The organism is Bacteroides sp. MSK.18.37, from assembly GCF_019129155.2.
Lineage (GTDB): Bacteria > Bacteroidota > Bacteroidia > Bacteroidales > Bacteroidaceae > Bacteroides > Bacteroides ovatus.
The window spans coordinates 4,126,820-4,139,847 of sequence record NZ_JAHOIB020000001.1; the positions used below are offsets into that span (position 1 = coordinate 4,126,820).

The window sequence follows — 13,028 nt, forward strand, 5'->3', positions numbered from 1 at the left end:
ATAAACTAATACATAACAATATGAAAGAAATAGACTGGGCGAATCTGTCGTTCGGATATATGAAGACAGATTACAATGTGAGAATCAATTTCCGTAATGGTGCATGGGGAGAACTGGAGGTAAGCAGTGAAGAACACCTTAATTTGCACATGGCGGCAACCTGCTTACATTATGGTCAGGAAGCTTTTGAAGGACTGAAAGCATTCCGTGGAAAAGATGGTAAAGTACGTATTTTCCGTTTGGAAGAAAACGCTGCCCGTCTGCAATCTACTTGCCAGGGAATCCTGATGGCAGAACTTCCGACAGAACGGTTTAAAGAAGCAATCTTGAAAGTCGTAAAACTGAATGAACGTTTTATCCCTCCTTATGAAACTGGTGCTTCTCTTTACATCCGTCCGCTGTTGATCGGAACAAGTGCCCAGGTAGGTGTACATCCTGCTGAAGAGTATATGTTTGTAGTGTTCGTAACTCCGGTAGGTCCGTATTTCAAAGGTGGTTTCTCTACCAATCCGTACGTTATCATTCGTGAGTTCGATCGTGCCGCTCCTCATGGAACAGGTATTTATAAAGTGGGTGGCAACTATGCAGCCAGTCTTCGTGCTAACAAGAAGGCACATGATCTGGGCTATTCCTGCGAGTTCTACCTTGATGCAAAAGAAAAGAAATATATTGATGAATGTGGTGCTGCCAACTTCTTCGGTATTAAGGATAATACTTATATCACTCCGAAATCATCTTCTATCTTACCTTCTATTACCAATAAGAGCTTGATGCAGTTGGCAGAAGACATGGGTATCAAAGTGGAACGCCGTCCGATACCGGAAGAAGAACTGGAAACATTTGAAGAAGCTGGTGCTTGTGGTACTGCCGCAGTAATCAGCCCGATTCAGCGTATCGATGATTTGGAAAATGGAAAATCTTATGTGATTTCTAAAGACGGCAAGCCGGGACCTATCTGTACGAAATTGTATAATAAGTTGCGTGGAATCCAGTATGGCGACGAACCGGATACACATGGCTGGGTGACGATTGTAGAGTAATTGTATATTATGAAATAACACATTTATCAATTAATATTATTCACTATGTTAAAACTAAACTCAGAACTACGTGCGCAGGCGCGTGAGGCACTTCGAGGAAAGTGGCCTATGGCAGCCGTTGCTGCACTTATTTATTCAGCAATTGCCGGTGGATTATCTGCTATTCCTGTGATTGGCGGATTATGTTCATTATTTGTTGGACTTCCGGTTGCATACGGCTTTACTATTGTAATGCTTGGCGTATGTAGAGGCAAAGACATTGATTTTGGTGTTTTGTTCGAAGGCTTCCAGGATTATGGACGTATTTTTGTAACTATGTTGCTTCAGGCTGTCTATACAATTTTGTGGTCACTGTTGCTGGTTATACCGGGTATCATTAAGTCTTATTCTTATGCAATGACATCTTTTATCTTGAAAGATGAACCGGAAATGAAAAACAATGCAGCTATTGAGAAAAGTATGGCTATGATGGAAGGGAACAAGATGAAGCTGTTCATGCTTGATTTAAGTTTCATTGGCTGGGCTATTCTTTGTATTTTCACTTTGGGTATTGGACTTCTTTTCCTGCAACCGTATGTTGCTATTTCGCGTGCTGCTTTCTATGAGGATTTGAAAGCACAACAAGGCGGAACTGTAGAGGTAAACGTTGAAGTGAATGTTGAGATTTAATTAGACGAATCATTCAGTACTATAGAAGAATGGAGCATAGAGAAATCTGTGCTCCATTTCTTTTTGTCGGTTGCTTCAAAATCAGTACCTTTGCGACCTAATCAGGATTGATATGGGAAAGAATAAATTAGAAAAGTTTGCCGATATGGCGAGTTATCCGCACGTGTTCGAATATCCTTATTCGGCGGTAGATAACGTGCCTTTTGGCATGAAAGGGAAATGGCACAAGGAGTTTTTTAAAAACGATCATCCGATTGTGCTCGAGTTGGGTTGCGGACGTGGTGAGTATACTGTTGGCCTGGGTAAGATGTTTCCCGAAAAGAACTTTATAGCAGTGGATATAAAAGGCGCCCGTATGTGGACGGGAGCAACGGAGTCATTACAGGCCGGAATGAAGAATGTCGCTTTCCTGCGTACCAATATTGAAATCATCGAGCGTTTTTTTGCTGAAGGCGAAGTGAGTGAAATATGGCTTACCTTCTCTGACCCGCAAATGAAGAAAGCAACCAAGCGACTGACTTCTACCTATTTTATGGAAAGGTATCGCAAATTTTTGCAACCGAATGGTATTATCCACCTGAAAACGGACAGCAACTTTATGTTTACCTATACAAAATACATGATTGAGGCGAACAAACTTCCGGTTGAGTTTATGACTGAAGATTTATATCATTCTGATCTGGTAGATAATATTCTCGGTATTAAAACCTATTATGAACAACAATGGCTGGATCGTGGTTTAGATATAAAGTATATCAAATTCCGGCTTCCGCAGGAAGGTAAACTGCAAGAGCCGGATGTAGAAATAGAGCTTGATCCCTATCGTAGCTACAACCGCAGCAAGCGTAGCGGTCTAAGTACAAGCAAATAGCTTGCCGGGACAATCACCCTAAAGTGAACCGGCAGCCATCTGAATAGTGACTTTAAATAGTAATTTGTAAATCGTCAAATAGTAAATAAAATGACTCTCTATCCTAAATTGATATTGGATGCATTGGCAACGGTGCGTTATCCCGGTACGGGAAAGAATTTGGTGGAAGCGGAGATGGTTGCCGATAATCTCCGTATTGATGGTATGACTGTCAGCTTTTCATTGATCTTTGAGAAACCGACTGATCCGTTTATGAAATCAATGTTGAAAGCTGCGGAAACAGCTATTCATACGTATGTCTCTCCTGATGTGCAGGTAACAATCACAGCAGAGAGTAAGCAAGCCGCTCGTCCGGAAGTTGGCAAGCTCCTTCCACAAGTGAAGAATATAGTCGGTATATCTTCCGGTAAAGGTGGAGTAGGTAAGTCTACGGTGTCTGCGAACTTGGCAGTTGCTTTGGCTAAATTAGGCTATAAGGTTGGCTTGCTCGATGCTGATATTTTCGGTCCTTCCATGCCTAAGATGTTTCAGGTGGAGGATGCACGCCCCTATGCTGAACGTATAGATGGTCGTGACATGATTATTCCGGTAGAGAAGTATGGCGTGAAATTATTGTCTATCGGTTTCTTTGTCGATCCGGATCAGGCAACTTTGTGGCGTGGCGGAATGGCAAGTAATGCGTTGAAACAGTTGATAGCTGATGCAGCCTGGGGAGATTTGGATTATTTCCTGATAGACCTTCCTCCCGGAACCAGTGACATTCATTTGACGGTTGTTCAAACATTAGCCATGACAGGAGCGATTGTTGTCAGTACTCCGCAAGCGGTTGCTTTGGCAGATGCCCGTAAGGGAATCAATATGTTCACCAACGATAAGGTAAATGTACCTATTCTCGGTTTGGTTGAGAATATGGCTTGGTTTACTCCCGCTGAACTACCCGAGAATAAATACTATATCTTTGGTAAAGAAGGTGCCAAGAAACTGGCTGAAGAAATGAATGTTCCTTTGTTGGGGCAGATTCCTATCGTGCAAAGCATCTGTGAAGGAGGAGATAATGGTACTCCCGTTGCATTGGATGAAGACTCCGTGACCGGACGCGCTTTCTTATCCCTGGCTGCCAGTGTTGTTCGTCAGGTAGATCGCCGGAATGTAGAGATGGCTCCGACTCAAATCGTGGAAATGCATAAATAAATGGAATCTGGAGTTGGATAGCTTTGCAGTAAGTTATCCATAGGATATAGAGCGAGCCTCTGTAGTCTTTTCAAAGACTATGGAGGCTCGTTTATTTATTAGGATCATATAGAATCCGTTGTTGGCGGATTCTCTTCTACAAAATAGTGACGCTATCCAATATAAATAGTGACGGTATATGACAACGATACCGTCACTATCCTAAGCATATACCGTCACTATTTTTTCTATATCAATCAGGGGTCTTGCATTTATTTATGGCGTATATCAACAACGATTTCTGCTTGATCTATTTTTTACGTTTGAATTATTTATTCAAAGCTTTCATGAGTTCTTTTTTCATGGTGTCTACTCCGGGAAATCCAGTTTGTTTGAAGGTGATATTACCCTCCGGATCAACAACAAAATAAGTGGGAACTCCTCGGATATTGAAGTTGGACATTAGAAAGCTCCATTGCTCATTTGTCACACGGAAATGCTCACCATGAATATCGGTAATCATGTTTTCCCAGGTACCTTTGGGGGAAGTTTCGCCTGTGATGTAGAGGTAGATAATATCCTTGTCTTTTAATTCCTCTTTCATTGGAGTGATGGCTTTATTAGCTGTGCGACAAGGGCCACACCATGTTGCCCAAAAATCAACTAACAGTGTGTGTCCCCGGAATTTAGAGATAATGGATGGGAATAAATCTTCATTGGAGACTTGTCCTGTCTCGTTAACAGTGAAGCCTGTCTTTCTTTTGTTTAATTCTATCTTTTTTATTATCTCTTTGTTAACTTGAGTAAGCATCTCTGCATATACCGGGGAAGAAAAAGTCTTTAATTCAACATTCTGTTCTGCTGTTAACGGGGTAAAATCCTTAATGGATTGATATAGCTTATTAAATTTAATGTTATCGAATAGAGGTCCCTGTCCCGTTCTTAGTGTCTCTTTAAGTACATCTAAAGAATTCGGCAGAAAGTTTATTAAATATATCGTTGACGCGTAATATTTGCCGTATAAAGCTTTAAGAGTGTTGATAGAACTGAATTCCTTCAGTATGTCATAGTAGCCTTTAGGAGTATCGATGCGGGTATTATAAAAATAATCATCAGCCTGCTCTCTATTCAGTTTGTTAACAGCAATATGTGCTGATTTTAGTTCTCTCTCCGTCATGGCGATTTTGCCGGTCGCATCCAGGTCTACCAGGATATTTAATAGCTCTTTGCACGCATTGCTGTATGGGGATTGCGCAATTTCTTTTCGAACGGATGGAAGGCGCTCAAGTACATAAGCTTTATATTCATCTGCACTTTTCCCGACAATGTCATTGTACATATCCATGTAATAAACGCTTTTTAATACAATATCTATATCTACTGAAGCTAATTCTTGTTGTAGGCTAGCCAGATAACCATTGAAGTATACAGGCTCTCCATACGTTTTATCTTTTCTTTGTAGATGTGCTTGTCTGCGGCAAAGTTCCTTTGTATTTATAATGAGTGATGTCTCTTCATTGGGAGCTATCAGACATTCAATCCAACCAAAAGGAAATTCCAATGCTACGCTTGTGACAGATGCAACCTTTACTTCCGCCAGGAAAGTGCCGTCCTCCTTGATTTTTATGATATTCTGTTCGTTGTGGATATTCAGTGCAGGACTTTCTATGTGCATCTTCACTTGCTTTATCATCTCTTTTTGATAGTCTAGTATTTTTCCTTTAAGGGTGGCAGTTCCATAGACTAACTTAGGAGTCGGCAATATCGCTTTCTTATTTATTTTGTGCACGACTGCTTCTTTGGGAAGTTTCTGTTTATAGAATGCGTCCTTATCCAGTTGTATGCCCCATATCTTATATGCTCCGTCAAAATCCCCTTCTGAGAAGTCCAGACTGGTTACATTTTCGGGTATGGGAGGAAATTGTAATTGGAATTCCGCTTCTCCTGATTCCGGCATCCAGAACTCTTTATCTAATGTGATTCCAACTCCTCTTCGAATGGGATAAAGCATTCCATTGTTGTCTTTCAGGAAACTGCCCGTAGCTATTTTTATCCAATATTTAGGATGATAGAAAGCCTTTATATACACTGTTGTCACTGTATCACTCATGACAATTTTATCGACCTCAATACTATTGGAACTCCATGCAAGAAAAGGAGGACGCTCGATCACTCTGTCTTTGGCTTGTATGGTGCAGGTTATGCAGAATATCAAACCGATAATCCATACGAATCTTTTCATGTGAATAATGTTTTATTACACGAACAAATATAAGGATCTTTTTATAACTATCCTTGTAAAAAACTAAAAAAGAAATGATTTTTTTGTACTGGAGAAGGATATATCCGGCTCCGGGGAGAAAGGTGTTTCCCACCGATGAACGCCCCGTTCCTCACCGATGAGGAAAGGGGGCGGCACCGGAGAGAGAAATTACTGTAACCTGAATACGATAGGAATGGTATACTTGACAGAAACAGGTTGTCCTTTTTGCATTCCTGGTTCCCATTTAGGCATATTACCCACTACGCGTACGGCTTCTGCATCCAGTGACGGAGATACACTGCGTAAGACTTTGATATTCGACAAACTTCCGTCTTTACTAATAACCATCTGTATGATGACTCTGCCTTGCTCCTTACTTTTTTGAGCGATGACGGGATATTTGATACTTCTAGCCAGATATTGGAACAGACCGGCTTGTCCTCCCGGAAATTTAGGCATTACTTCTACCATGGTGAATACTTCGTCTTCATTTTCTCCTTTTACACTGCCTCCCTCTGGGGTTGGATCATCTTTTGCAGCATAGCCCACCACCACTACTTCATCCATGTCGGACTGCTTTACTTCTTCTGCTTTGGGAAGTTCAGGACCGGATAGCCGAAAAGCAACAGGAACTGTAAATTTCACGTTCACTGCTTCCCCCCTTTGTTTGCCGGGTTTCCATTTGGGCATGGCGGCAATTACACGCATGGCTTCCTTGTCGAGATACGGATTGACACTTCGCTCCACTTTCGTATCGGCTATGCTTCCGTCCTTTTTGACAGTAAAGCTTACAATCACACGTCCTTGTGCACCGATTGCATGTGCTTCAGCCGGATATCTGACGTTCTTCGATAAGTAGTCCATCAGTGCCTGTACTCCTCCCGGAAAATCCGGCATTTCTTCTACAACCTGGAAGACAACGGAATCTGGTACACTTTTGATTTGAGTTTCCGCCATTTCCTTTTCTTGCTTATCCCGTGGAAGTGTAGTTCCTTGAATATCTTCTGTAGGAAGTTCCGGAATATCCGTAGTTTCAGCTTGCATGGCAACTTCTTCTGTTGCTTGTCCCATCATTTCTTTGGCAAATTTTTCAGTGGTACGTGCTACCATTTCGATGTTACTGACAATCATTAAGATAGCAGCCAAGGGAAGAAACATCAGATATTTTGTCCTTCCTATTTCTTTCGTTCTTCGTTTATTCATCATTTTAATACGATTTTTGAGTGGTAAAACATTGAAACTATTTGATAAATTTGCTGCAGCCTTGTGATGTGCCAGTCCCAACAAATGGTACTGGTATGATTTACTATCATGCCCCGTCTCTAATACACGGTGATCTGCCATGTATTCGAGGTTTCCTCTGACTTCCCGTTTCATCAGCCAGATAAATGGATTGAACCAGCAAAAGATACACATTATCTCGCTGATAAGCACGTCTACCGAATGGTATTGACGGGCGTGGGTCTCTTCATGAGTAATAATTTCACTGATTTCAGATTCCGTATGTGATTGTGGGTGTATGAATATCCAGTGGAAGAAAGAAAAAGGGCCGGTTTTTTTCTTTAATAGATGTACGCGTACTCCTTGTATCTTGCTTTTTGAGCATTGGAAGTGTAATCGGATGATGCTGCCCAGTTGTACGAAGAAACGTGTGGCTAGTAATAACATTCCGCTCCAATAGATAACTTTCGCGAGCTGCATGATAAACTCTTGCCAGTTCATTACAGGCTCTTGTAAAGGAGTAACTACTTGCTCCGGAAGGATGATGGTTGCATAAAGATCTGCCATTGCCACCATTGGTTCGTGAGCTTTTATCCATCCCTGAATATTCAGTAAAGGATAAAGCATGGAGATGGCAAAGAAACATAGCAAAGCCATCCTACGCCAATGGAAGAAGGTGTCTTTATGGAAAAACAACCGATAGAATGCATAGAACAGAGCTATCGCTACATTTATCTTTAGAAAATAAGCTAGTTCCGGAGTCATGGTGATGAATGTTTTCTATTAATTTTCTTTTCCTTTTTCAATGAGTTCGATAATATCTTTGAGATCATCGGTCGAAATTTTCTGGTCTTTGGCAAAGAAAGAAACCATTTCTTTGTAAGAGTTCTCAAAGTAGTTACGAACTACGCCACTCATAAAATGGCGTTTATATTCATTTTCGCGAATGGCAGGAGTATATTGGTAGGTATTACCCACACGTTTCGGTGTGACATATCCTTTCCGCTCGAGGTTCTTTACGATAGATGCTACTGTGGTATAAGGAGGTGTCGGTTGCGTATACTTTGCAACAATGTCTTTTACGAAACAGCATTGTAACTCCCAAATGTAGATCATTACTTCTTCTTCTTGTATAGTTAACTTTTCCATGGAGATGTTGTTTAATTACGAATACTTCGCAAATCTACGAATATTTCGTAAACAAGCAATAGCTAGTCGGTTAATAATTGTAAATGTATAAATCTTGCAAGAATATTTTAATTGCATTGTTATTCGGAAATTATTTAAGCATAAAAAAAGACCGGATGAACATTATTTTTTTCTATATAGTCACTCTTTAATAACCTTTATGCAAAAAATAGACTATCAAGGATTTTTTTATATAAAATAAATGAAATATATTTGCGGCTACAAAATATACGTTAAATACGGAAGGGTGTGTTTCAATACTTTAACCGGTTGCGAATAATTCCCCACACTTCAAACAGAACTATTAACTAACAATGCCAACCAAAGGGAAGAGGAAGGCAAACTAAAAAATGAATGATATGAAAAAAGGTTTGATTTTTGTGCTATTTGCACTTGTTTCTATCGTTTCTTATTCTCAGATTTCTTGGAATGCCAAAGTTGGTATGAACATGAGTAACTTTACTGGGGATATGGATACTGACATGAGGATTGGATTCAATGTAGGCGTTGGCATGGAATATCAGTTCTCTGATATGTGGTCTATTCAACCTTCGTTGATGTTCACTCAAAAAGGTGCTAAACAGGATGAAGTGAAAATGAATCCAATGTATTTGGAGATTCCGGTATTGGCTGCTGCAAGATTTGCAATTGCTGATAACCAGAATATTGTAGTGAAAGCTGGTCCTTATTTTGCATTTGGTATTGCTGGTAAGTGTAAAATTGGTGATGAAAAAATTGATTTCTTTGGTGACGGTGATGATCAATTTGGAGCAAAAAGATTTGATGCAGGTCTCGGTGTAGGCGTTGCTTATGAAATTAATAAATTCTTTATTGACTTATCAGGAGAATTTGGTTTGGCTAAATTGGCTGATGGTGACGGTGCACCGAAGAACATGAACTTCTCTATTGGCGTAGGTTACAAGTTCTAAACTTATTATACTCTCTTTATAATATCTCTAAAATCCCTCGTTCTATACTCTCTTGGAACGGGGGATTTTTTTATATCCTTATTAATAAAAAGAAAAACGGCATATCCCATTGAAAGGATACACCGTTAATTCTCTCTCTTGTAATTCTTACTCATTAATCACTTATCTGCTTGGATAAGTTTGCTTTCTCTTTTAATTCTTTGTATCTCTCTATTGCATGTTTGCGACTCATCAGTATTTGCCAGCGGTATACCCAACAGGTGGTCAGGAAATAAATGCCGGCTTGCAACCACAAAGCCTTATATTCAAAAGCTACTTCACTAAGAGTGGCTCCCATATTGTTGATTTTTACAAAGCCGTTAATTCCAAACGTTGAGGGGAAGATGTAGGATACATACTTCCAAAACGGAGGAATAGCTGCTCCCGGCCAGGAAATTCCTGAAATAAATAACAGGGGGACTGATGTGAATACAAAAATCAGCATACACGTTTCCCGATTGCGAATGGCAATAGAAGCTGTCATCGCAAAGAAGATACAAGCCGCAAGATAGGGGACAACGAATAATATTAATGAACTGGGTTGCCCAATTTGGTTGAGGCTAAACAATCTTGGAACGACATAAAGTACGTAGAAAGCTACCAATATATAAACTAGGAAATAACTCAATCCTTTTCCTAATACAATTCGTAACGTCCCGTTATAGTGACGATTAATAGGTACAAGATCCTTAAATCTGTTGTTCTCACGAGCAGTTCCTGCAGCGAGACCGATGCCGAGCAATAATGTCTGTTGGATAATCAATACCAATACAGCAGGAATCAGGAAAGCGGCAAACCCGGCAGTGGGGTTGAAGATGGAGATTTCTTCATATTCTATCGGATAAGCAGTGATTTCATCCTGACGGTCGGTCGTGTTTCCGCTACGTGCAATTTTGATATCCCTGTTCATATCCAGAGAAACGGCAGTGTTGGCAAGAAGCATCGATTTATAGTATAACAATCCGCTCATGTCGCAATAGATACTGACTTGTGTCTGTTTTCCTTTGGCAATATTGTCGCTGAAATCCGAAGGGATATAAATGATACCATACGCACGCCGGTTCTTTAGCATTTGTTTGGCTTCTTCCATATCAGCACAGTAAGAGACGATTTGAATATCGGGTGTGGCATCTACCTTACGGAGATATTCACGACTAAGAGATGAATGTGAATCGTCTACAACAACGGCAGGAACTTCACGCACTACTTCGTTGTCATAAATGAAACTATACAACAACGGATAACCTAATGGGACGAGTATGAAAAATATCAGCACCCCCTGGTCGCGGAAAGTTGTTTGAAACTCCCGCTTCCAGATATAAAACAGGTCATTGATGCCTTGGGCTATCTTGTCTTTTAATTTTATATCTTTCATTTAGGGTATATATTTATAGTAAACCAATGCTTCCTTCAGGCGATGAACCACAAAGAAGGGGAGCATCATAAATATTAATAGTGCCATATAGTTGGTCCATGAGTAAGCCATACTATATCCGTTGAGTGCTTGATCGACGTAAATCAGGAAATAATGCCGCAACGGGAATAGATTACTCAAAGCCTGTAGAACAGGATGCATAGCCATGACCGGGAATGAAAAACCGGAAATGGAGAACGATATGACTCCCCACAGGGAAGCAAAACTTAATCCGAGTCGTAGAGTCGGCAGAGTTCCTATCACAACAATACCACAACATTGAGATGCTAGTACGAGACACAGTGTGGCGAATATCATCGGGAATATGCCGCTATTGCAAGGAAAATGCAGAAATCCATACAGGTATACATTATAAAATATACCCATAATGAAAAAGACTATTGTGTGGGGAAGCAGTTTTCCTGCCAATGCAATGTAAATGGAGTTGTTACTCATTCGTAGCCATTCGCGGGCAGTGCGATCCTTGATTTCCACACCGATTGAATAAACGGTAACCATAAATATTAATAGCATGAGTACTCCCGGTATCAGTGTATTACATAAGTATACTGAATAGTTCAGCCACGGATTATTTAGTGGGTGTGTATCAATTACGATCGGTTGCAGATAAGCCATAGCCTGATCCTCTGTCGCACCTTTGGCATACAGCATCGTCCGGGCTGCAGCTCCGGAGGTGAGTTCTCCCATCATTTTCATATCTCTGAACAATAGAGAGCCTGCAATCAGGTATGAGTAATTGGTATAGAAAGAGATCGTTGGCTGCCGTTGGCTTTGTGCCTCTGCCGATAAACCCTTGGGGAGATAGAAGAACCCGTAGATTTTTCCCTCCTGCATGGCAATACGTGCATCTGTTACATTGCTGTAATGCGCTACAACCCCTGTCTGCGAAAAAGCATCCAGATTGCGGACAATATTACGGGAAGTAGACGAATCATCCATGTCCACTACTCCCGCAGGAAGATCCTTGGGAAGCCCCGAATCCATTAAAGTGGTGAAGAATATATAGCAAAACAGCGGGGCAATGACCATACAGAAGAGATAGAGCGGGCGTGATACCAATCGCCGGCACTCTCTTTGCATGACCTGCCACAAAGCTATATATTTCTTTTCTCTCTCTTTCATGGTTACTTGTCAATGATAACAGACATACCCGGACGGAGATTTTCCACTTTCTCTACCGGAGAAGCTTTCACCTCGAATGTTTTCAGATCAAATTGTCCGGTCGTTTTGGTTGCTTTCCAGGCAGCATAAGTGCCTAAGTCTTTCAGATAATATACTTTGAGCTGGATCTTTTTATTATCCAGAGCAGGAATGATAGCTTCGAACTCCGAACCCATCGTCAGGTTCTTGAGCAAATCTTCACGTACATTGAATGTTACCCACATATCGTTGAGTTCAGCGATATTCATGATAGGAGCACCGGTACCAACCAATTCGCCTACCTTCGGGAATATTTCAGAAACTTCCCCGGCAGCCGGAGCAATGAGATAAGTCTCCTTAATATAGGATTCAACTTCGGCAACAGCTCCTTTCGCCCGGTTTACCAAAGCTTCCGCAGCCATCTTATCTTCACGTTCCGCTCCATTCTTCGCCATGGTATATTGTGCTTTGGCAGCTTTCTCTGTTGCAATACTTGCGTCCCGTTGCGCAGTCACTTCATCCAGTTTCTGTGCAGGCATCACTCCCTGTTCGTAGAGATTCTTGATGCGTTGATATGATTTCTCGGCAATGGTAACGCCTGCCTGGGCTTTTTGCCACATTTCATAAGCCGCCTGGATTTGTTCCTCACGCGCGCCTTTGATTGCTTTTGCGTTTTGTGCCTGTGCGGCAGCTTCAGCAGCACGTGCCTGTTCCATTTTTGCTACCACGTCAGGAGCTTCCAAAATGGCCAGCGTATCTCCGGCATTGACACTTTGGCCTTCTTTCACGCGAAATTCCAGTATACGTCCCGGAACTTTACTTGAAACGCGATATTCGGTAACTTCAGCCTGTCCCTGTATAATTTCAGGACCTTTGCGGAGCATGAAGAAACCAACGACTGCAACGATTGCAATAACTCCCAACAGAGTAAGGAATGCAAGAAGCATATTGCTGTTTTGTGATTTTATAGGTGCCATATGATTTATGAATTATGATTTATGGATTGTGATTTATAGATTGTGAGTTGGTTAGAGATTGGGTTGTTTCTGATTGGGTTCTTAAC

At 41.1% G+C, this 13,028-nt stretch carries 11 protein-coding genes; 5 read left to right on the plus strand and 6 right to left on the minus strand.

Annotated elements, in window-relative coordinates; all coding sequences use genetic code 11:
* Positions 1-8: 8 nt before the first annotated feature.
* The 4 genes from KSX81_RS15930 to KSX81_RS15945 all read left to right on the plus strand — a co-directional run bounded on the left by KSX81_RS15930 (position 9) and on the right by KSX81_RS15945 (position 3,771).
* The gene (locus KSX81_RS15930; protein WP_255299315.1) at positions 9-1,040 is read left to right on the plus strand and encodes a branched-chain amino acid aminotransferase; all 1,032 of its coding nucleotides are present in this window, start codon (positions 9-11) and stop codon (positions 1,038-1,040) included.
* Positions 1,041-1,085: 45 nt separating this feature from the next.
* Complete coding sequence (locus KSX81_RS15935) at positions 1,086-1,709, plus strand: DUF975 family protein (protein WP_217725694.1); 624 nt, start codon at positions 1,086-1,088, stop codon at positions 1,707-1,709.
* A gap of 112 nt (positions 1,710-1,821) precedes the next feature.
* Positions 1,822-2,580 carry a tRNA (guanosine(46)-N7)-methyltransferase TrmB gene (gene trmB / locus KSX81_RS15940; RefSeq protein ID WP_004297219.1) on the plus strand — a complete coding sequence of 253 codons (759 nt, stop codon included), beginning with the start codon at positions 1,822-1,824 and terminating at the stop codon, positions 2,578-2,580.
* Between the two features lie 90 nt (positions 2,581-2,670).
* Complete coding sequence (locus tag KSX81_RS15945; protein WP_004297220.1) at positions 2,671-3,771, plus strand: Mrp/NBP35 family ATP-binding protein; 1,101 nt, start codon at positions 2,671-2,673, stop codon at positions 3,769-3,771.
* Between the two features lie 307 nt (positions 3,772-4,078).
* Here the strand turns inward: KSX81_RS15945 and KSX81_RS15950 are convergent, their stop codons facing one another.
* The 3 genes from KSX81_RS15950 to KSX81_RS15960 all read right to left on the minus strand — a co-directional run bounded on the left by KSX81_RS15950 (position 4,079) and on the right by KSX81_RS15960 (position 8,383).
* Positions 4,079-5,992, minus strand: coding sequence for a TlpA family protein disulfide reductase (locus KSX81_RS15950; protein WP_004297222.1), 1,914 nt, complete (start codon positions 5,990-5,992; stop codon positions 4,079-4,081).
* Between the two features lie 189 nt (positions 5,993-6,181).
* The gene (locus KSX81_RS15955; protein WP_004297224.1) at positions 6,182-7,999 is read right to left on the minus strand and encodes a M56 family metallopeptidase; all 1,818 of its coding nucleotides are present in this window, start codon (positions 7,997-7,999) and stop codon (positions 6,182-6,184) included.
* Positions 8,000-8,017: 18 nt separating this feature from the next.
* Complete coding sequence (locus KSX81_RS15960) at positions 8,018-8,383, minus strand: BlaI/MecI/CopY family transcriptional regulator (protein ID WP_004297225.1); 366 nt, start codon at positions 8,381-8,383, stop codon at positions 8,018-8,020.
* 398 nt (positions 8,384-8,781) lie between these two features.
* On the opposite strand from KSX81_RS15960, the gene KSX81_RS15965 reads away from it, so the two are divergent.
* Entirely contained in the window at positions 8,782-9,351 is a 570-nt protein-coding gene (locus KSX81_RS15965) for a porin family protein (protein ID WP_004314733.1), read from the plus strand.
* A 154-nt stretch (positions 9,352-9,505) separates the two neighbouring features.
* On the opposite strand, the gene KSX81_RS15970 is transcribed toward KSX81_RS15965, so the two are convergent.
* Genes KSX81_RS15970 through KSX81_RS15980 form a run of 3 tightly spaced genes read right to left on the minus strand, consistent with a single transcriptional unit; the run spans position 9,506 to position 12,942 of the window.
* Positions 9,506-10,765, minus strand: a complete 1,260-nt coding sequence (locus KSX81_RS15970; protein WP_004297229.1) for an ABC transporter permease — start codon at positions 10,763-10,765, stop codon at positions 9,506-9,508.
* A complete protein-coding gene (locus KSX81_RS15975) occupies positions 10,766-11,947 on the minus strand; it encodes an ABC transporter permease (protein ID WP_217725693.1) in 1,182 nt (393 codons plus the stop codon).
* Between the two features lie 2 nt (positions 11,948-11,949).
* On the minus strand, positions 11,950-12,942 hold the full coding sequence (locus tag KSX81_RS15980) for an HlyD family secretion protein (protein ID WP_004297231.1): 993 nt from the start codon (positions 12,940-12,942) through the stop codon (positions 11,950-11,952).
* Positions 12,943-13,028: the final 86 nt, after the last annotated feature.